Source organism: Alteromonas sp. 4NH20-0104 (assembly GCF_057547795.1).
The window spans coordinates 56421-78208 of record NZ_BAAJLP010000006.1 but is presented as its reverse complement, the minus strand read 5'-3'; the positions used below and the strand labels follow the sequence as shown (position 1 = coordinate 78208).

The 21788-nt window shown below is 48.3% G+C and carries 17 protein-coding genes; 7 read left to right on the top strand and 10 right to left on the bottom strand.

The annotated features are described in order from the left end of the window. Positions 1 to 37: 37 nt before the first annotated feature. From AC27IB_RS06045 to AC27IB_RS06035, 3 genes are all read right to left on the bottom strand, one after another. Positions 38 to 2740 (bottom strand): glycoside hydrolase family 2 protein, encoded by a 2703-nt coding sequence (locus AC27IB_RS06045; RefSeq protein WP_296048181.1) that lies wholly within the window; start codon positions 2738 to 2740, stop codon positions 38 to 40. A gap of 572 nt (positions 2741 to 3312) precedes the next feature. After that, on the bottom strand, positions 3313 to 4485 hold the full coding sequence (gene uxuA / locus AC27IB_RS06040) for a mannonate dehydratase (protein WP_487119600.1): 1173 nt from the start codon (positions 4483 to 4485) through the stop codon (positions 3313 to 3315). A gap of 420 nt (positions 4486 to 4905) precedes the next feature. After that, the gene (locus AC27IB_RS06035; RefSeq protein ID WP_296048185.1) at positions 4906 to 5892 is read right to left on the bottom strand and encodes an MBL fold metallo-hydrolase; all 987 of its coding nucleotides are present in this window, start codon (positions 5890 to 5892) and stop codon (positions 4906 to 4908) included. A gap of 706 nt (positions 5893 to 6598) precedes the next feature. On the opposite strand from AC27IB_RS06035, the gene AC27IB_RS06030 reads away from it, so the two are divergent. Next, positions 6599 to 8944, top strand: coding sequence for a TonB-dependent receptor (locus AC27IB_RS06030; RefSeq protein ID WP_487119598.1), 2346 nt, complete (start codon positions 6599 to 6601; stop codon positions 8942 to 8944). 135 nt (positions 8945 to 9079) lie between these two features. After that, a complete protein-coding gene (locus AC27IB_RS06025) occupies positions 9080 to 10123 on the top strand; it encodes a transposase (RefSeq protein WP_487119596.1) in 1044 nt (347 codons plus the stop codon). 306 nt (positions 10124 to 10429) lie between these two features. Here AC27IB_RS06025 and AC27IB_RS06020 read toward each other — a convergent pair whose 3' ends face one another. Genes AC27IB_RS06020 through AC27IB_RS05995 form a run of 6 tightly spaced genes read right to left on the bottom strand, consistent with a single transcriptional unit; the run spans position 10430 to position 15829 of the window. Then, positions 10430 to 11560, bottom strand: coding sequence for an FAD-dependent oxidoreductase (locus AC27IB_RS06020; RefSeq protein WP_487119594.1), 1131 nt, complete (start codon positions 11558 to 11560; stop codon positions 10430 to 10432). Continuing rightward, positions 11557 to 11916, bottom strand: a complete 360-nt coding sequence (locus tag AC27IB_RS06015) for a Rieske (2Fe-2S) protein (protein ID WP_296048194.1) — start codon at positions 11914 to 11916, stop codon at positions 11557 to 11559. Before AC27IB_RS06015 ends, AC27IB_RS06020 begins: the two co-directional genes overlap by 4 nt. Next, entirely contained in the window at positions 11916 to 12869 is a 954-nt protein-coding gene (locus tag AC27IB_RS06010) for a VOC family protein (protein ID WP_487119592.1), read from the bottom strand. Before AC27IB_RS06010 ends, AC27IB_RS06015 begins: the two co-directional genes overlap by 1 nt. Positions 12870 to 12882: 13 nt before the next feature. Then, entirely contained in the window at positions 12883 to 14040 is a 1158-nt protein-coding gene (locus AC27IB_RS06005; protein WP_296048200.1) for an alpha/beta hydrolase family protein, read from the bottom strand. Positions 14041 to 14048: 8 nt separating this feature from the next. Continuing rightward, positions 14049 to 14846, bottom strand: coding sequence for a cyclase family protein (locus tag AC27IB_RS06000; protein WP_296048204.1), 798 nt, complete (start codon positions 14844 to 14846; stop codon positions 14049 to 14051). Then, complete coding sequence (locus AC27IB_RS05995; RefSeq protein ID WP_296048206.1) at positions 14846 to 15829, bottom strand: fumarylacetoacetate hydrolase family protein; 984 nt, start codon at positions 15827 to 15829, stop codon at positions 14846 to 14848. The genes AC27IB_RS06000 and AC27IB_RS05995 overlap by 1 nt, the downstream gene beginning before the upstream one ends. Before the next feature lie 191 nt (positions 15830 to 16020). On the opposite strand from AC27IB_RS05995, the gene AC27IB_RS05990 reads away from it, so the two are divergent. The 5 genes from AC27IB_RS05990 to AC27IB_RS05970 all read left to right on the top strand — a co-directional run bounded on the left by AC27IB_RS05990 (position 16021) and on the right by AC27IB_RS05970 (position 20910). After that, on the top strand, positions 16021 to 16935 hold the full coding sequence (locus AC27IB_RS05990; protein ID WP_296048208.1) for a LysR family transcriptional regulator: 915 nt from the start codon (positions 16021 to 16023) through the stop codon (positions 16933 to 16935). A gap of 153 nt (positions 16936 to 17088) precedes the next feature. Further along, positions 17089 to 17991: a LysR family transcriptional regulator gene (locus AC27IB_RS05985; protein ID WP_296048210.1), complete on the top strand. Its 903-nt coding sequence runs from the start codon at positions 17089 to 17091 to the stop codon at positions 17989 to 17991. 93 nt (positions 17992 to 18084) lie between these two features. Next, a complete protein-coding gene (locus tag AC27IB_RS05980) occupies positions 18085 to 19356 on the top strand; it encodes a hypothetical protein (RefSeq protein ID WP_487119588.1) in 1272 nt (423 codons plus the stop codon). Between the two features lie 87 nt (positions 19357 to 19443). Next, a complete protein-coding gene (locus tag AC27IB_RS05975) occupies positions 19444 to 20046 on the top strand; it encodes an outer membrane beta-barrel protein (RefSeq protein ID WP_296048216.1) in 603 nt (200 codons plus the stop codon). A gap of 285 nt (positions 20047 to 20331) precedes the next feature. Further along, positions 20332 to 20910 carry a porin family protein gene (locus tag AC27IB_RS05970; protein ID WP_296048219.1) on the top strand — a complete coding sequence of 193 codons (579 nt, stop codon included), beginning with the start codon at positions 20332 to 20334 and terminating at the stop codon, positions 20908 to 20910. Between the two features lie 13 nt (positions 20911 to 20923). Here AC27IB_RS05970 and nei read toward each other — a convergent pair whose 3' ends face one another. Beyond that, positions 20924 to 21748, bottom strand: coding sequence for an endonuclease VIII (gene nei / locus AC27IB_RS05965; protein WP_487119586.1), 825 nt, complete (start codon positions 21746 to 21748; stop codon positions 20924 to 20926). Positions 21749 to 21788 lie beyond the last annotated feature (40 nt).

Sequence of the window (21788 nt, the reverse complement as noted above, 5' to 3'; positions counted from 1 at the left end):
CGCTAAGAGCACTACGCGGTGTTACCGGATAGCCGGTTTATTTTGGCACAACGATTATCGCCGACACGGCTGCCGGACTGCCCTTGGGTGTAAACCGCAACTCTAACCGCCCATCGGTCACTTCAGTTACCAAATCAATCACTTCTGCGTTATAACCTTTTGTGTCATCGCCAGCAGCCATTCGCACTGCCACCGGTTTCTGTTGATTGCCGGAAACATCGAAATCAAGTGCTCGTGACTGAGCGACGACCCACAGCTGAACATGATATACACCGTCAGCCACAGACAACCCATAACTAAACTCGCCACTGCGATAAGTCGTTGCCACATTCCGATCCGTTGTACCGTGGATATCAGCTGGTTGCGCAGGACGCCCCCACCCGCCGGGCTTATCCAGAATGGCGGCACTGCCACCACTAAAAAAGGCATCTGAGCCGAACTGGGCCGGAGCGCTGTCTGCCGCCATCAGCGCACCACTGTCGATAAAGTAAGTGTTGACCTGCTGTGGATTTAGATGCCACTCAGAGCTGTCGCTGACTTGGCTGGTGTCGCCTGTTCCGCGCGCCACGATTTGATTCACTCCCGCAGCGAGCTTAACGTTGGGCCATTGACAGGTATTCATGACACAGCCAGACTGCACGCCCTGAGACTGGTTATTCACCAGCAATTCAACCTCAGGTAAGTTGCTGTAAACCTTCACCGGCGTTACCTGATAAGCCCGATCGGCATACCGTTTTGAAGTGATATGCACCATGGACTGTTCACTCCAGTTAGCCTGATAGAAGTAATAGCTGTCTTTTTTTATATTGCGATCGTAAGTGATCAATCCTTTGGTATTGATATCAATGGAATCGCCTTCCACTCTGGTGGTGGTGGCAAAATCAAAGCCATTCCAGATCCAGGTTGCCCACAGGTAGGGCTTGGACGCCAGAATCGACCAGTTGACTTCATGCACATAACTCATGTATTCCTCGGGCTGATGCCGGCCGGTAGCCGCTACCGGGCCACCCAGTACATCATCGGTATGCAGGGTAGTGGCGCCACCGGCGCCGTATTCACTGACCGATAAAGGTTGCTCAGGATAAAGCGCATGCAAAGTATCGAGATGCTTATCGAGATCCTGAGGCTGGCCGTAGTACCAACCGTAGTAACGATTAAGTCCGGTCGTTTGGGAAAGCCCGGTGGTTTCGGGCACTTTGTCAGCCGGCCAGCGCGTATTGGCTTCACAGCAGTTGGCCAGCACTGAGTAGCGGTTGGGATCGAGCTTTGCAACCTGGTCATCGAGCAATGTTAAAATAGGCGTTGGATCGGGCTCTGAGTCCGGGGGGCTGCCCAGAAAAGCCGGTAATACCGCACCAAAGTCCACTTCATTGGCAATTCCCCACACGGCCACAGAGGGATGGTTATAGTTTTGTTTAATCATTTCGGTAAGTTGCAGCTGTGCGTTATCGATGAGTGCCTGATTGGCTTTCTCGTACTCTTCTGCATAACGCCATACCGATACCAGCGGAATTTCGTCCCACAAAATCAGCCCCAATTCATTAGCCAGTTCGTGCACAGGCTGACCGTGTGGGTAATGAGCCAGGCGAACGGTGTTTGCGCCCATCTCGGTAAGCAGTTGTATGTCTTCGGCGATATCACTGCGGCTTACCGCCCAGCCCCGGCCTTCACGATCCTGATGATAAGCGACGCCTTTTAATCTGAGCGGTTTACCATTGAGAATAAACCCTTTGTTGGGATCCACTGCAAACGTGCGCAGGCCATATTGCTGACTAACGCTGTCGAGCAGCTTACCCCTGGCATCTGTTAACACAACCTCAAGACGGTACAGATAGGGGTTGTCCATACCTTGCCATAGCTTTGGCTCTACTACCTTGAGCGTTAAATGGCGCTCGCTACGGGAATTGGCTTCCAGAGAGAGGGTCTGTTCTGCCTTGGCGGCAACCTCGCCGTTATCGTCGGTTAAGCGGGCTACCATAATGATGTCAGCGCCCTGCTCCCCTTGCTGAGAGATCAGCGTTGTCACGGTGATACTGGCGGCTCCATCTGATGCCATGGAAGTGGAGGCGTATACACCAGCGCCACCAAAGTCATCCAGAGCAATATGGGTGTTGGCCACCGACACCAGCCGTACCTCACGATAAAGACCACCGTGCACAAAGAAATCACCGGCGATGGGCAGCGTATCGTATGTGGAGGAGGTGGCGGTTGGTTTACTGTTATCCACCTTCACCACCAGTGTATTCGATTTATCCGTGTAGATAGCGTCAGTAGCGTTGAAACGAAAACGGGTAAACCCACCGCGGTGCTCCCCCAGGCGCTGGCCATTTAGCCAAACTTCAGCAGTGCGACTGGCAGCATCAAACTCCAGCCAGTGCTCTGGTTGCGAAACCCCGGTTGGTATTGAGAAAGTAAGATGGTAGTAACCGGTGCCCATAGTCGTGTTAAGGGTTTCAGGCGAATGCCGCGAACTGTCATCCGCGTGTTGGTAATACCCCACTCTGTTCCAACTGTGTGGCACTGTTACAGGCTGCCACGTATCTGGCTGAAAAGTACCATCAAGCAGCCCTTCCGGCGTGGCCTCGCTCAAAGTAAAATGCCAGCCGGTGTTTAGGGGCGTAATCTGGCGAGCTTCAGCAGTGTGCTCTAAACGCGCGACATCATTTGCCGACTCTGAGCAAGCCACCAGCATCACCACAGTACTAACCAGTAACACTACGCCCAGTGCAGATTTCAACATAAATTCCCCTTAGCGGCCTGCTTTACCTAACCAAAACAACATTTTGGTAAGGCCAATATAATTCATCACACCACCGATTCAACATCATATTTACATTAAATTAAACAAAGCCCACTTTGAACATATAAAATTCAAATAAAACCAACCATTTCATAAGGTTACACTTCATGTGAATTATCGATATCAGCTATCCATTTCATAGATACCCGCAACTATAGAAATGGACACGCACGGCAGTGGAGGGGGGCAAAACAGAATACGCTTTGCTTGGACAGTCACTTTATTTTCTTGGACAGTCACTGTTTTTGTTGTGGACAGTCACTTTTGAAACGGAGGTAAAAGAATAATAATAGTCAGGGCGGCCTCATTAAAGTGAATGCCGCCCGGCAATCTGTTCTAGTTTTGAAGCTGTTGAAGTATTTTCTTGGACAGTCACTGTTTTTGTTGTGGACAGTCACTTTTGGAACGGAGGCACTATTTTTGTTGTGGACAGTCACTTTTGAAACGGAGGTAATAGAATAGAAATAGCCAGGGGCGGCCTCATTAAAGTGAATGCCGCCCGGCAATCTGTTCTAGTTTTGAAGCTGTTGAAGTACGTGGATAGCACCGCGCAATTCGGCCAGCGCTTTCATCCTGCCGCCATAAGAATAGCCGGGCTTAACGCCTTCCTGACCCATTTCATCTTCCAGCAAATGGCCGTGATCCGGTCGCATGGGAATCGCATCACCCGCTGACCCGCGTTGCTGCTCTACCTCAAGCAAAGCGCGAATTAGCCCTATCATGTCATTGTCACCGTCAAGATGATCTGACTCATAAAAGGAGCCGTCGTCTTCGCGCTTCACATTACGTAAGTGAACAAAGAATATATTCGGGCCGAATGCACGCACCATATCCACCAGGTTGTTATCGGCGCGGGCCCCATAAGAGCCAGCGCACATAGTCAGGCCATTACTGGTGCTTGGTACTGCGTCCAGCAACGCTTTGGCATCCTCAGCAGTGGATACCACCCGGGGCAGACCAAACAAAGAAAACGGCGGATCATCCGGATGAATGCATAATTTGATACCGTGGGCTTCCGCTGTGGGCATAATATCTTTGAGAAACTGAAATAAATGTTGTCGGTAGCCTTCGGTGCCAATTTCATTAAATTGCTGAATAGCCTGCTTAATGCTTTCTCTGTTGTAAGAGCCTTCGCCCCCAGGCAGACCAGCAATAATGTTCTTTTCCAGCAACGACTGCTCGGTTTCACTCATGGCCGAAAAGCGCTCTTTCGCTTTCGTTAGTTGTGCCGGCGTGTAGTCATTTTCTGCACCAGGGCGCTCTAAAATCATCACGTCGTAAGCCACAAAATCCGTCATTTCAAAACGCAGCGCCTGGCTGGCATTGGGTAGCGTGTAACTTAAGTTGGTGCGCGTCCAGTCGACCACAGGCATAAAGTTATAACATACCGTGCGAATGCCATTTTTACCCAGGTTTGCCAGCGACTGTTTATAGTTGCTGATATACCGCTCATAATCCCCGCTCCGAGTTTTGATGTCATTGTGCAGCGGTACACTTTCCACCACACTCCATTCAAGACCAGCGTCTTTAATCATCTGATGTCGGGCTTTGATTAGATCTGCCGGCCAGACTTCACCGGTAGGCACTTCATGTAAGGCCGTTACAATACCAGACGCCCCCGCCTGCCTTATTTTACTTAACGTAATTGAGTCGTCCGGTCCGAACCAGCGCCATGTTTCCAGCATAAGAAGTGTCCTCAGGAGGAGTTAAAACAGTTAATCGGCTCACAGTTGCCACGCTCTCCACTCACTTTGGAAAGGTGGCCTTACCAATATACAGCAGTTAATGTTGTTTTCAATGTACAAAAATAAAAACTGTTATTCCCGCAGCAAACAGAATGTATTCTGATTCTGTGCGGGTGCGCATTCAATCAACGTTTGACCACTTCACCAAATATATCTACGGTTAAAGCAACTGGAATCCCACAGTGCCAGCACTCGTCTCTTAACAAAAGCGTAATTGGAATTTTGTAGGGTTGTGAATGACAAGAGAATGGTCTCTGGGAACTACTTGCAGGGTACCCAGGGGCTTTATCTCCACCTTAAATAAAACCGCTGGGCGTTTGTTTAGACTTGACTGATTTATGATGAAAAAGTGTGAATGGTTTAGTTTTTCACAAGCTCGAAACGACTTAAATCATCAGCGATAATGATTTCACCTTTGTAGTATTCAGCTATTTGATTCGTGTACATGCTTTCCTGCTTCTCGTTTGAGACGGCTGGAGCCATGTGCGTGATCACTAGCTTTTTGACTTTTGCAACTTTAGCAAGCATCCCGACATCTGAAGGTAGCAGGTGATGATGAGACAAATGTTTGCTTATATTACTAAATGCCTCTGGTGGCATATGTGGCGACTCTTGCTTAATCAAGTTTACAATGAAGTCCACATCCATCATTTCGCTTACCAATAAATCGACATTATCAGCTAGTTTTTCTACTGCCTTGCTAGGGCCGGTGTCACCTGTGTACACCACCGAATATTCTGGTAAATCGAATTTGTAGGAAAAAGACTGAAACTTCTGCCATTCACGTGATTTTTCGGGCCAGCTGTAGTGAGAGTTGCGAACTGATGTCAGTTTGAAACCATCCAAATCGACGACTGCACCATTATGTAACTCAACGACTTTCACATTATTACTGGGATCATTGGGCACTTGCCCGGGCACGCCAAAATGACCTTTTGCCCCGTAAGCCATGTACTGAAAAATTCCCTCAACGGTTTGTTTAATGCCGGGGGGACCATAAACAGTAAGTTCATTTTCTGCATCGACTTGCCAGCGAAGGCTAAGCACTGCAGGTAACCCCGAAGTATGATCGAAATGTAAGTGACTAATAAATACAGCCTCAACATCTTCTATGCTAAGTCCTGCTTTACTGAGTTGACCAGCGGTGCCATCACCGGCATCAACCAGGTAGGTTTTTCCGTTTATTATCAAGGCATTGGATGGCTGAGAATGCCCTGAGTTTGGCACTGGACCGCCCATTGTGCCTAATGTAATCCATTCGTTTTTTATATTTTTGCTACTGGCTGCAACCTGAAAAGCAATGCTCAGATTCAGTAATAACAACAATAGCAATTTCGATAAGCTCATCTCTATACCTCTTAAAAAAATGATTAGAACTGTTGCCAGGACAAGCGCTGACGCATAAAAATAAACAATTCTTTAATACATTATTAACTATATCGACTAAGTTTATATCGAAAAAATTGATTTTACTGATACCTATCAGCAATTAATTAGATACGTAATAGGTTGGAAATATTCACTTTAGCGGGTGGTTAAATGTGCTGTCGGTATGAGTAACCCTATTAAATTGTTCCCAAAAATGTCGAGAAGAGGATTCAAGATAAGTTATAAGCAACTGAATTATTTTAGTTTTACTCTAACACAGCAACAGTTTTAGCGGTCCGTTGGAGATACAAGGTTTTCTCTTATCTCATCGCTACCGGTTACTCAACTCAACGATTTTTCCAAGGTTAAAGTTTAGACCTGCTTTAGCATTTTCCGTGATTTTATAAAAAGGCCTACTGCGCCTTATCCCTTGCAGGCATAGGCCGTGTTTGTTGCACTCAAACCTTCAAGGATTTAATACTTACAGACCTAGGTATCCATTTTATTGATGCAAAGTATCAGAAAACACCGCGTTTCAGAATTGTTAAGCTAATGTATATTTATTGAAACTCAATGTAAAAAGTCGTAATGAATAAATTTTGGATATTTAAAGTTTAACTAAAAACCTTTTAAAAACAGAATTTTATATCAAGCGTCGATTTTGAATATCAGTAAGGTGACACTCATGACACGAAAGAATCTAGTACGAACTGCCGTCTTAATTGGCCTATTCGGAGGAGGCTCGGCCGTTGCTCAAACTGCTGAAGTCGAATCAAAAGAGAGCGATAAGAAAAGCAATGATGGCTTTGAAGTTATTCTTGTTAAAGCACAGCGTACAGCGCAAAACTTGCAGGAAGTTCCTGTTAGTGTTCAAGCATTAAGCGCTGCGGACTTAACGAAACAAAATATTAATGAACTGACTCAACTCTCTCAAATTGCGCCCACCTTGCAAATCGGACAAGACAATACTTACGCGATTCGAGGTATTGGGTCACAAATTTCTACCGGCACCACGGATCCTAGCGTAGCACTTGCCATTGACGGCGTTAGCCTGGGAAGAAATACTTTAGGCGCGGTTCCATTTAATGATATCGCATCTGTAGAAGTATTAAATGGGCCTCAAGGGCTTCTATTCGGCAAAAATGCTTCGGCAGGTTTAGTTAATATCACCACTAATAAACCCTACATTGGTGAAACCAGTGGTAACATTAACCTCGAATATAACAAGCGCAATACAACACCAACCGGGGCCGTAGGTAAAGTTGTAAATGGAACAATCAACCTTCCAGTGAGTGATAACTCAGCTTTACGTATCAACGCACATTGGTCTGATCAAGATGCTCTTACCGAAAATGTCGCCCCTTCACCAGATAAGAAAGTAGACCCAGACCAACGCAAAGCCAGCATAAAAGCTAAGTATCTTTATGATAATGGGCCTCTGTCTATTTACCTTATAGCGGATTACACAGAAAATACAGGTAATGGAGAACGTTTTTCAAGAACCTATCGAAATGTTGATGAAGCAAGTGAGATTAACGACCAGCTTGATGCAAATGGCATCGTTCCCGGCCCCGAAAACTTTCAGAATGACGCTGATGGCGAACACTATGGCAATGTAGAAATTGGTGGTGCTCAGGCCGAAATAAGCTACTTATTTGAGAATGGCATAGAACTGATAAATCTCGCGGCCTATCGGTATTTCGATAGCGAACGCTCCATCTATGGTGACTTTTCAGCGCTGGTCGACCAGGTAGTCAATACCAATCAAACTGAATATGACCAGTTCTCAAATGAATTACGATTAGTCATTCCACAGAATGACAACTATAGCGGTCAACTAGGTTTATTCTACTTTAAGTCAACTTCTGATATTGACGCTATCCTGGAAGTTGTTGGTCCGCCGCCTTTTGTAGCGGTTGAATTTCCGTTTTGTATAGGTGCTGAAATATCGGGGCCGCCTCCAGGTTGCCCATATAGCAATGATGTTTTTCTTGGCAGTGACTCAATCACTAAATTTGACCAAACAAGTTACGCAGTATTCGGTCAGTTTGATTTCTATATAACTGATCAATTGACAGCTATTGCCGGTGCGCGTGTCACCAGAGATGAAGTTGACACGGATGTGTTGCAGCAGCAACGCAATTATTTTGTTTCAATAGGCGGTGCCACAGGACGCTTCATAGACTCAATCGATAATACCAATTTAAGCTGGAAAGTGGGATTAAACTATCAGGCAAAAGATGATGTGATGCTATTCGGCTCAATAGGACAGGGCTATAAAGGTCCCGGTTTTAACACAGAAAATCTCGGACTGGAAGAAGTACCTTTTGCAGTAGAGGATGAAGTATCCACTACAATTGAAGCCGGTATTCGAAGCAAATTATTCGATGACAGAGTGATTTTCAACGTTACGTTATTCAACACTGACTTTGATAACTATCAGGCCCAATCCTTCAACCTGGATGCACAAGGCTTCATTCTGCAAAATGCAGCAACAGTAACTTCCAGAGGGGCTGAGCTTGCAGTGAAAGTCTGGGCAACCGATAACCTGACATTGACATGGGATACCTCATTGCTTGATTCTACTTTTGACGAATTTGAAGGTGCCTCATGCACTCCGGATTCACTTGAATGTGGTCCAGAAGATACGTTTTTTGATGCGTCAGGCTATCCAACGCCACTCTCAGCGGATGTTACCTCAAGCCTCCAGGCATCGTACGAACGAGAACTATCGGGCTCAATGTATGGCTTTATTAATGCCAGTATGTATTACCGCTCGGAACTAAACTACGGTATTGCGTCACCTGAGCGTGTGATTGGCTCTGTTACCACGTTTAATATTAACATGGGTATATCAACCTATGATGGCTGGCGTGCAGCAATATTCTGCAATAATTGCACAGATGAAAAAGTGCCTACTTCCATTGCATTTGATCCGGGTGAAAATAACCGCGGGTTTGAATCGACCCAGCAATCCTGGGGATTAAACTCCGTTCGTTCAATCGGTATTTCGGTTTCGAAAACGTTCTAACCCTCAGCGTTTAGCAATAACGAGCACTGGACAGGCACACCCTGCCAGTGCTTTTTTATGCTCCCCCTGTCATGCCCCTAGTCATGGACAGGCACTCTCTATCCCTGCGCACCTAGTCATGGACCGCACCTAGTCATGGACAGGCACTCTCTATCCCTGCGTACAGTTGGCATTTATTCTTGCTTCGGTAAAATAAGGCTTATTAGCAACTTATATAGGTTTAATACTGTGCCCAGACCTCGTAAAAGCCTAATCAATTTATCAGACACACCGTTTTATCATTGTATTTCTCGCTGCGTACGCAGGGCCTATTTGTGTGGGGAAGATGAGCTCACTGGCAAAAGCTACGAACACCGCCGACAGTGGGTTGAGAATAGACTCCTGTTTTTGGCTGGAGTGTTCTGCGTGGATGTTTGTGCCTTTGCAGTCATGAGTAACCACACTCACGTGGTATTACGGATTAATAAACAAAAAGCCGATGATTTATCAGTGAAAGAGGTTATTACGCGGTGGCATAAACTGTATAAGGGTGTGCTACTGACTCAGCGTTTTATTCAATCAGACGATAGCGATGCAATGACTGACGCTGAAGTCGAAACCGTAAAATCCATTGCTGAAGTTTACCGGGGTAGGTTATACGATATCAGTTGGTTTATGCGCTTACTGAATGAATACATTGCCAGGCTGGCTAATAAAGAAGATGACTGCACCGGCCACTTTTGGGAGGGCAGGTTTAAATCGCAAGCTTTGCTAGACGAAGCGTCAGTAGTGGCTTGTATGGCTTATGTCGATCTTAATCCAATGCGCGCAGGTTTGGCGAGAACCCCGGAATCATCAGACTATACCAGCATTCAAAAAAGAATTACTGCGGCGAAATCAAATCGTCAGCCACAGGCTCTTCTCCCTTTTATCGGCAACCCAAGGAACAATATGTCTGATGGATTACCTTTTCGTATCGAGGATTATCTGGCAATTGTTGAGCTAACTAGCCGCCAATACACCTTAAACAAGCAAGAAAAAACTGACGATACAGTTGCACCAATGCTTACAAGAGTAGGTATAGGGGACGCGGCCTGGCATACTATGATAGCGGGCATTGAATCAGAGTTTAAAACCACAGTGAGTATTGAAAAATTAGGCCATATTCAAAAACGTGGTTATCGATGCCGCTCCGCCTAGTTTTGTTTTTCAATCAAACCTATTGCAACATCTCCAACTTCAGTTTGCTCACCATCCTCCGCTAAAAATTCAAAACCGAAAGGCAAGAACTGACCGGCAAATCATTAACCAGTAATCAACTAAAAACTGTTAACTAAGTCCGCACAAAGTACCGAATAAAAGAGTTGTTGCCCGGCCTTGATAACCTAGTAAATTGACTGTGACTGTCCACTCTAAGAGCTTAATTCTAAATGTCTGTCCTGACTAGCTGCCAAAAGTGACTGTCACAGTAGAGGGTTTTCCATAAGTGACAGTCACAGAGGTGGCTCAGATTGGTTGTGCCAGAGCGATAGCGCTGTCTCGCATAATATTAGTATGTTCGACTTTATCGCCGCCGGTGATTTCTATTTGTGCCAGGCGCCCCGAATTTACCACGACCATACGGCAGCGTTCAAAGCGGCGGGTTTGAAACCCGGCTAACGCTTCATCAAGAGTGTCTGTCCTGGCGAGTTCGTCGGCGATTACTATTGCGTCTTCGATGCCAATACAGGCGCCTGAGGCCAGGTGGGGCGTGGTAGCGTGCACGGTATCGCCAATTAGCAGCACCCGGTTTTTATACCATGGCCCCGGCATCAACATACCCTCAAGCGGGCGATAATGAATAAGTGAATCCTCATCCAGCATGGCCGCCAATTTTTGCACCATCGGTGCCGGAAAGCCGGCCAGCAGCGCTTTTAGTTTTTCCATGTAGGTTGACGAATCGATGCGCTCATTGGTTTCACGGTTCTCGGTAACAAACATGTACATTTCGTCAGCCGACATGGGGTTTACACCGGCCTTAATCTGCGGTCCTACCCACATCGTCACGTTGTCAATTTCCTGCACTCTCGGCAATACTGCCCGCCACACACCTTGTCCAATGTAAGCTGGTCCTTCAGCCTCTGGAAAAACGGCCCTGCGAACTGACGAATTCAACCCATCAGCACCAATCACCAGGTCATAGCTATCTGAGGTCCCGTCAGTAAAACTTACCTCAACGCTATCTCCCCGGTCATTAATCTGTTCAAAGGTTATACCCAGGCGCACATTCACGTCTGTTTCGCGGGTCTTCGCGGCCAGTATTTTAGCCAGTACCGGGCGCATTATAGCGCCGCCACAAGGAGCGTCTTTGCCCATTAACGGCGGAGCCGGAATGAATGCAAGGTGCTGTCCGGTGGGCGCATGAACATCCAGGCCTTTGTGAGTCGCGCCCTGAGCCAGAAACTCATCGAGAATACCAATTTGGGCGAAGGCACGAATGGTGGCTCCGCCAATGCTGATCCCAGCACCGTCTGTGCGCCAGTCCTTATCTATTTCCACCAGGTCAACGGCAATCCCTTTTTTACTAAGTTCGATAGCCGCTGACATCCCAGAGAAACCACCACCAATAACCAAAACCTTTTCTACACATGCACTCATTTTTTATTCTCCCCGGTCGGGCTAGTGATAAGCCAAACCGTGTTGTTTTTAACCGTCACTGGCACAGGCGTTAATGACTCACCGCGGCATGGGCCGCTAACGCAATAGCCCTCATCTATAGTGAATAAGGCTCCATGTGCAGCGCAGACAATATGTTCGCCACGACTGTCCAGATAGGCATTTTTCTTCCAGGGGAGCGAGGTATCACCGTAGTGCGGACAAACATCCGAGTAGGCATACACCTCGCCATTGCGAAACACGGCAAACACCGTATCCCGCCCATCATTGAAAGGGTCAAAGCCCAGTGCCCCATTGCTTAGCTCGTCCAGGGCACAAAGCATGATCCCATCGGGCATCAGGGAGCCTCCGGCGGCTTACCTCCCGCTCCCGGTGGCGGAGGTCCCATCGGCGCCCACTTTTCTCGATATTGCAGTAAGAACACCTGGGAGTTATCTGCGCCAGGCGGCGCCTCACGGGCAGTCCAGCTATCGTCGTGAAGGTCCATATCAGCATCAAATTCCATGTTGCAGCCAAACGGGCTTTTGAAATACCAGAACCAGTTAGAACCAAAGATATGCCGCCCAGGCCCCCAGAAACTCTGATACCCCTTGTTCACCATATTAGTCCCCGCCGTCATTACGTCGGTAGGCCCGCCCATGTGAAAGGTAAAGTGCTCGATACCCTGCATATGCGGTGGCGTCTGTATGAAAAACAAGGTGTGATGATCGGTGGTGCCCGCCGGGCGCATAAAAGGCCCAACGTGGGTAAACCGATCAGTGGTAACAAAGCCTAGTCGGTCACGGTAGAAAGCTTCCGCTTTGGGAAAGTCCGGTACAAAATACACCACATGGGAGAGTGATCTGGGCACGCCTACATCGTCTTTGTTTACTGCAGTTAAGTTGACACCGCGCTGGGCAACTGCCCCCGGCGCATTGACTTTTTCCGCTTCCAGCTCCAGGCTTTTGCGCTGGGTTATCATAAAACCGAGTAAAAAGCCCAAATCATCAAAGGCTTCTATACTGCCGTCGTCGAGTGTGGTCACTTCACGATCTTTACTGAGCTCAGCCTTTATTGCATCGATGTCAGCCTGGCTTTTAACCCCATAAACGGTTTTACGAATCGCACTACCGGTCGACAGTGGTGCTGCGAGCGACTCATCATCTGCGGCGTAGACCTCTATCCCTGTACCATCCAACGCCACAAAACGGTTATCGCCGCTCGCGGTTAGGCCGTAATCCAGCGCAAACTGACGGCAGGCCTGCACGTCATCTACACCAAAAATCAATAATTCCGGGCCAATAATATTCATCTGGGTTTCCTTATTATGCGGTAGTCGCTTTAAAAGTTTCTGCAACCCAGTCAGCTATATAGTGGCCAGCGTTGGCACTGTTATCAAAACTGGAATGTTGAACGCCGCCCTCACGGTCGGTGAATATTTTTAGTTCACGTTTGGGGCTGTTAATTAGCTGCTCATAGGTGCGATATGCCCATTTGAGCGGGATTTGAGAGTCCTTTTCGCCATGGGTAACCAAAAAGGGCACTTTGATTTTTTCGATCTGGCCATCAAGGTGAACGTTTTCGGCAATTTCCATAAATTCATCAATGTCTTTTGCTCCCCATGCCCAGCAAACATGATCCCAGTAATGGGGGACCGGAAAATCACCTTCTTTTTCCAACCGACGCTTTTGCACATCACGCCAGTCATGATTAGCGCCCCAACATACTCCCAGTGCCAGTCTGGGCTCGTTCGCCACCGCTCTCGGGCAGTGATAGCCGCCCAGCGATACGCCTTCCATACCAATTCTGTTATTGTCTGTGTCATCCCGCGCTTCCAGGTAATCCACAACCTTGGCCGCCCAAAACTCGGCATCAAAACGGGCAGGAATTTCATGCAAGCGCAACGCTTCTCCGGTACCGGGCTGGTCAACAATTAAAGAAGCCACACCACGTTTTGCCAGCCATTGCGGTAAGCCAACGCGATATTTCATTTCTTTGGTTGAGTCCAGGCCATTCACCTGAATCAATACCGGAGCAGGCCCTTCAACACCTTCTGCACGAACGTAGAGCGCCGACAAATGCTTACCTTCATAGGGAATTTCCACCCGCTCGCAATTTTCCTTGCCTAAAGTAATGCTCTTTTGAAACAATCCTAAAGCTCTGCGATACAGTTCCAGCCGGCCCGGTGCTTTATGCCCCTGCAAACGTTCACAAGTAATAAGATAGGTGGCTGCCCGGTTGTATTTTTCGCCGGCAGAAATCATGCGGCCGCGGCTCTCATCCTCTTCAGCCAGCACACACAGCTTGTCGGCCATTTTTGCCCAGGTATCCCTGAAGGCTTCGGTACCCTCTTTATCTTTTTTGGTGGCTGCTTCCTGCAACGGACCACACATCTCTTCGATTTCGCCAATCCGGGCGCCCATTTCAATAGCCAGATTGACCGACAGGTTCCACACATAGTTGGTGGGAAAATACTTAAACATGTTAACTCCTATGATTTGTGCTTAGGCACAAAAGCCACGGCTCTGACAAAGCCCGCCGAGGCGTGTTTGATTTTGTATGGGAAACAGGACACCAGAAAACCGGTGGCGGGAATGGCCTCGAGATTGGCCAGCTTTTCCATTTGGCCGTAGCCAATGTCGCGACCAGCCTTGTGGCCTTCCCAGATGATGCTCGGATCCTTATCCTGTAAGAAACGTTCTCGGGTAAATTTAAACGGTGCGTCCCAGCTCCAGGCATCTGTGCCAACCACCTTGACGCCCCGTTCGAGTAAATACATGGTTGCCTCACGCCCCATGCCTACCCCGGCTTCTAGGTAACCAGGCTGGCCAAAAATGGCGCCGGCGCGGGTGTTCACCACCACAATATCCAGCGGTTGCAAGGTGTGGCCGATGCGCTCGAGTTCAGCTTCCACATCGGCACCAGTTACCACATAGCCATCCGGAAGGTGGCGGAAATCAAGCTTCACCCCGGCCTGAAAACACCACTCCAGTGGCAACTCATCAATACCATAGGCTGGCTTACCGCCATCCGTGGTAGACGCATAATGCCAGGGCGCATCCATATGCGTGCCGCTATGCGTGGTAATTTCCAGTCGCTCCGCGGCCCAGCTTTCCTCACCGGGTAGCTGATCTATAGTTAGCCCTGGAAACATAGCCTGCATTTCAGGAAAGCCTTCCTGATGATCCATGTAATCGATTTTGGGCAGTAACGGCGGCGGATCGGTATGCGGGTTGTTCTCCAGGGTCACAGAGAGATCCACCATCTGATATTCAGCAGGATTAAACATTATTGCTCCTCCAGCGTAACGGTTTGTTGAATAGCGCCAAACACACTGTTTCCGGCACTATCCAGTACCTCCATAGACAGGGTTTCACCAACGTTTAAAAAGGCAGTTTGCGGGGCACCATGGGCTATCATTTCTTTCGATCGAAGTTCGGCAATACAGGCCTGCCCCACTTCTGGCGCGGCATTGGAAACCGTACCTGAGCCAACCACCGTACCGGGGTTTAACCTGCGGGTTTTGGCCACATGGGCAATGACATCATGAAAACCAAAGTGCATCTCAGCACCGCTGGGATTGCCAAACCAGGCGCTGTTGCGCTCAATATTTACCGGCAATTGCACCTTTCCAGCCTGCCACGCATCGCCCAGTTCATCCGGCGTTACCGCAATTGGTGCAAAGGCAGTGGCACCTTTAGCCTGCACAAAGCCAAAACCCGTTTTCATTTCCCGGGGCGCCAGCGCGCGGTAGCTAATGTCATTAAGTAACACCACCAGCCGTATGGCATCGAGGGCCTCCTGGGCACTTGCTCCCACGGGCACCGTATCGATGATCACACCAAACTCCCCTTCGAAGTCAGCCCCCAGGGTCGGATCAGGCGTCACCAGCGGATCGGTTGGCCCACTGAAATTGTCGCCAGCGCCCTGATACACCAGCGGGAATTTATCCATATCCTCGATAGGGTCGAGATGAAAAGCCTTTTGCATTAAATGCCCGTGGTTTAAAAAACACGAGCCGTCCAGCCATTGCCAGGCTCTTGGCAACGGCGCGATTAATGAAAAAGAAGAAAGCGGTTGCGCGGCATCAAGCAAGCCATCGTTCAACTCGCGGTAACGAGTCTGTAACCGTGACTCAACGTCTGCCCAGCGGCTTAGCGCCTGTTGCAAAGTGGAGGCGATGTCCGGCACAGCACAGGCTCGAGACATATCCCGGGACACCAGAAGCAGACGGCCGTCCGCCGAAGGGGATTTTTCAGATGCAAATTTCATGTAATTTCCTAACCGGGAAAACCAATACCTGTTGGCTTTTCGCACTCAGCCGGAGAATTCCCAGCCGGAAAGCGTTAACAAGTTTTCAACATTTGCAGTCTAAAAGTTTCTTGATAAAACAAAAAATTAAATGTATTGATTAAAAGTATCTACAAATTTAATACTTCATCAACACAAGCAGAGGTAATGAGATGCGTTTTGAACAGTTAGATTTGAATCTTTTAGTCGCTCTTGATGTGCTTCTGGAAGAGCAGAATATCTCCCGCACGGCAGAAAAACTCTACCTTTCCCAGTCAGCCACCAGCAGCATACTGGCTCGCTTACGGGATTATTTCAAAGATGATCTGTTTGTTCAGGTTGGCAGAAAGATGCAGCCTACGCCCTATGCACTGGAATTACAGTTACCTATTAAAGAAATGTTAAATATCGTGCGTGGTTCCATCACGCACCGGCGCCAGATGGATCTGCAAAACTACAGCCGGCATTTTCGCATTATCGTCTCTGATTACATTTTGCAGGTGTTTCTCACCGACGTTATTAAAAACGTATCGAAGGAAGCGCCTAACCTCAGTTTTGAGTTTCTCACCCCGTTCACCATTGAATCTGACGCTCTGTCACGCAGCAGTGTAGACATGATGATTGCCCCTGAACAGGTTATGATTGAAGGCTACTCCACGGCTTTTTTTACCAGTGACGAACTGGTATGTATCGCCGATAAAAATAATCCCAGGGTCAGCGAAGGTCTGAGCCGTGAAACGTTTTGCGATTGTGGGCACATTTCAGTGGGGTTTGGGCGGGTTAGCTTGTTAAGTATTGAAAAGTGGCTGGTCGAATCAAAAGCCTTAAAACGCCGTATTGAAGTGATTACCAACGACTTTACCACCATGTGTCGTATGATTGTGGGTACCGAGCGCCTGGCCTTGCTGCCGAAAAAATTCGCCGAGCTGAATGCTAACTTTATGCCGTTAAAAATATTGCCTTTGCCTTTTGAAGCTCCCTCGTTTACCGAGCATCTTATGTGGCACCCCACCCTCGACAGCGATCCCGTACACAGCTGGTTACGCGATAAAATTATCGCTCAGGGACAAATAAGCCAACAAAAATAGATATCAATTCACGCAATATAGCAGCAAAATAGTGAGACTTAACGGATTTTAACTACCATTTAACTGCCTTTTATAGCGTAATGAGAAAGGCTCCATTTAATTAAAATTAGTGATAGTATTCAGAAAAACCATGAAAGTTGTGCATAGATTAAAATGATAGAACGTTTTCACCTGCAACTGCTAACAGCGGTTGATGAGTGCGGCACCCTTACGCTCGCTGCCGAAAAGCTGCATCTGAGTCAGTCGGCACTGAGTCACAGCATCAAAAAGCTGGAACAGCAACTGGGCACGCCAGTTTGGGAAAAAGACGGTCGCAGACTTCGCCTTACCCAGGCCGGGCGGCAGATACTTATCCTGGCCAGACGCGTGTTACCGCAATTTGAGCACACCGAATTATTGCTTACTCAAATCGCCAAAGGCCAGCGCGGCTCACTGCGCATAGGCATGGAATGTCACCCCTGTTATCAATGGCTGTTAAAAGTGGTGAGCCCGTTTTTAGATACCTGGCCGGGCGTCGAAATTGACGTAAAACAGGAATTTCAGTTTGGTGGCATGGGGGCCCTGTTTGACTATGATATCGATGTGCTGGTGACCCCGGATCCGCTGTTTAAAAGTGGCGTGACATTCATTCCGGTGTTCGATTTTGAACAGCGGCTGGTGGTTAGTCAGTCGCATCCGCTGGCATCCCGCCAGCAGATTGAGCCCGGGGATTTGCAACATGAAACCCTGATCACGTATCCGGTTGAACCACAGCGGCTGGATATCTTCAGTCAGTTTTTATCACCGGCAGGATGCACGGTAAAACGTCATCGGCACATAGAAGCCACCGAAATCATGCTGCAAATGGTTAGTGCTGGCCGCGGCGTGGCTGCGCTTCCGGGCTGGCTGGTAGATACGTATGCCGAAAAATTGCAACTGGTGAGTTTGCGCTTAGGCAGCGCTGGGATCCAAAAACACATTTATCTGGGTATGCGCAACAACGACGTTAATATCGATTACATTGCCGATTTTGTACGACTGGCAAAACAAACTGAAAATCAGGTCGATACAGCGTAGTTATACGTTTAAAGCCAGTTCATGTCCGGTCATTTTTGATACACTCTTACTATCAATTGTATCACCACTACCTTTAAGCCATTCCTCTTTGCTATGAAGCAGTTTCGACCTACCCATTATGCCGGCTGGCTGGCTTGTTTCACTCTGTTGACTTATTTGTTGTCAGTGGCCGGTCTGCTGCATGCTGATATCGCTACGGTGTCAGCCTGGCTTACCTTGTTCACAATGTTGCCTGCGGTCAAGGCATCAGCCAGAAAGCAATCTGCAGTACTATTTATTCTGGGCGTACTGGGCCTGGCCACAGGCTATTGGCAAGGCGCAGAGATTAGCTGGCGCAGTGTGTATTCAGCCAATGTGCCGCTGTTAACTATGTTTGTGGCTATTACGTTCTTATCGTTAACCAATGCTCCGGGCGGTGATGAACGTTTACCCACGGGCAACAGGGCTGCGGCTATCACGGCGCTGGGCACCACTTTACTGGGCGCTGTGATTAATATGTCGGTGATCTTTGTGTTCGGGGACCGACTGAAACGCGGCGGCACCCTTACCGATGCACAGCAGATAGTGCTGGCCCGCTGCTTTTCGGCCGCAGCCTGGTGGTCGCCGTTTTTTATTGCCACCGGCGTGGCATTAATGTACGCACCGGGAATGGCGTGGAAATCGACGGTAGCGCCTGGCGTCATTATGGCTTTGCTGGGCATTACCTACACATTACTGGATGTAAAACGCAAAGCAACAACGCCTTTCGAAGGTTACCCGCTTAAAGCAGAAAGTCTGATTATTCCGGTATTAATGGCCATTGCTGTGCTGGTATTGCATCATTTTTTCCCGCAGTTCCGGATTATGATCCTGATAAGCCTGTTGTCGGTGCTCGGCGCTTTGCTATTTATGCCCCAGCGTCCCCGACTGCGGACTCTCAAAGACTTTGTGGATAATCGGCTGCACAGTGCCGGCCCTCAGTTTGCGCTGTTTCTGGCGGCCGGGGTATTTTCCGCCGGGATCAAAACTCTGATAGACCTTCACCCCGGGCTTGTTGACCTGCATCAGTTCAGTTTCGATGCCCGGATGTTTGCCATCCTGCTGGCGTTAATGGTTATTGCCGGTTTGCTCGGGGTTCATCCGGTCATCAGTATCGCTGTGGTTAGCCCGGTATTACTGCCATTAAACCCAAACACCACCAGCCTGGGTTTTATGTTTCTTTCCACCTGGGCGATTTCCACCGGCTCGGGGCCGTTATCAGGGATAGGTCTTATACTTACCGGCCGCTATGGCGCCTCCTCGCGCCGTATTATCGGCAATAACTGGCACTACGTAATCGTTATGTGGGCACTTGCCAGCCTGGTCAATATGCTGATTCTGGCATAATTTAGCCGATGAGCTTCACCCCTATTTGACCCTGCCTTAAGTATCTTGTCGGCACATATTGCTAACACACTTACTTAAGGAACCTCCATGAAAAAACACACCTTCGCAGCCACTTTGATGGCGTTATCGTCTGTGTTCAGCACGATATCCGTGGCAGCCGACCTGGATTATGACTACCTCCAACTGGGTTACGCCGCGGGCGATTATGCCGACATTGCCCCCTTTGATTTAAAGGGCCCTGAGTTTGAAGCCAGCTATGAAATTAGCCACCACATCTTCATCACCGGTAAATACCGCAGCGCCGACGACAAGATAAGCCAGTACACTTTGGACGAAACAAACTGGCAGGCGGGCGCCGGTTACTATTACCATTTGAATCAGAACACCGTGTTCGATGGACGCCTTTATTATGGTGAAATCGATTTTAAGTTATCTGACAACGAAGAATCAGCCAAAGACGGCACGCATTTTTACAGTATCGTGGGCAACGTGCGTCATCAGCTAACCAACCAGATTGAACTGTTTGGCGGGCTGGAAGTACAAAAATGGCACAAAGGCTCCAACCAGAAGGCTTATCGTCTGGGCGCACAATACGCGTTTGGAGAAACCAGGCAGTTTGTAGTGGGCGCAGAATACACCAAATTCTCAGACTCCGAGTGGTGCAAGCTGTTTGCCCGCTACGTTTTTTAATCCCCTCCCTTCTGTCGTCCCGACTCCCCGGGGCGACAAACCCTGCAACTTTGTTTTCACGCTATGAAAAGTCTTCACGTTGCCGTTTGGCAACAGCCAGCCATTATTGTTAATTGTGCGCACAAAACTTCATCGATCGTGAAAAAAACTCACATAAAAACAGCATCTAACAGGCTTTTTTCGGTTGGCATGCCGTTTGATAAAGGTTAGTTAACTAATGAAAACCGGCGGCGATTCACTGCCGGATTGTTAGCTCATTCGGTTTACGACAAAGAGGACACGACTATGAACAAGACACTAATTGCTTTATCTACCCTGACAGCCATGACCTCATTTAGCCTGAGCGCTCAGCAAACACCTGCTGACATTAATGAAGCGGGATTCTATGTGGGTGGAAATTATGGTTATCTACGTGTGGAAGGTGAAGATGACTTCGACGATGACAAAGATGTATGGCAGGGCATTGCAGGTTATAAATTTAATACCTGGGTTGCTGTAGAAGGTTCATATATTGATTTTGGTGACTATGGTTCGTCAGTAGCCGGCGCAGAAACAGACGGTTATACCCTGGCCCTCAAAGGCATAGTACCTGTGGTTGGTAGCCTGTCTGCTTATGCCAAGCTCGGTCAGTTGTGGTCGGAAACAGATTACCGGCTGGCTGGTTATACAACTTCAGAGGATGACGAAAGCCTGTTTGTGGGGGCGGGACTAAGCTATGCATTGTCAACAAATCTGCTGGTGAATGCTGAGTACGTGGTGTATGACACCGAACTGGACGCAGACAGTGCTTTTGATGATATTGACGACACCGATTTTGAAACAGACCTGAAACAAGCCAGTATCGGTATCGAATATCGCTTCTAGTCAGACCGGCAGTTTACCTGTCGACCTGACAGCACGGGCAAAAATAGATCCTGCGGCTGCTTCGTTCAGCGCGCAGGATTGTTTCATTACAGCGCCTGCATGGCTGCCCTTCCCGGTCGAAAACCATAAACCTTTCTGCTTCATATTCAGCCGCCGAATGCCGTGCACGGACAGATGCAACAATGGACGCAGTATAGCCCCCCGTTTCATATGAACGGTAGGTAACCTGTAAAGTTTGTTCTGCCAGGTGATTGATTTGCTCATCATTCAGGTGAGCAGGCTTCTTATCGGGATGAATACCAGCAAAGAATAAGATTTCGCTGCGCAGGTAATTACCCATCCCGGCCAGAAACCTCTGATCGAGATAAAGTGCCGCCAGGCTTCGATTGCGAAACCGCGAACTGGTTAATCTTTGTTGTATCACTTCCGGCGTGACCGTCTGATTGAGAATATCAGGGCCGAGTTTGCGCAAAAACGGATGTTCACTGAGTTTCTCGCTTGGCCACACACTGATATCGGATGCACTGTAAAGCAGTGCGCTATGCTCGTCGGTATGTAAGCCAAGACGAAGAGAGCGATTAGTTTCAGGCAACTCATCAAGGGGGACAATTACCCATCGCCCATACAACTGATTGTGAGAATAAATACTCATGTCGTTGTCGAAGTGCAGCAACATAGCTTTTCCCCGACAGCTCACTTGTGTTACTCGCTGGCCACTCAGTTCAGACTGAAAAGGCTTTAATGACTGCAGCCCTACGGTAACTTTGTTGATCTTCTGGTTTTGTAAAACTTTAGCTAAGGCATCGGCGCTTTGGCGGATCTCTGGGCCTTCTGGCACGGCTTATTCCCCGAAACAGCTTTAAGATGTGCCTTATACG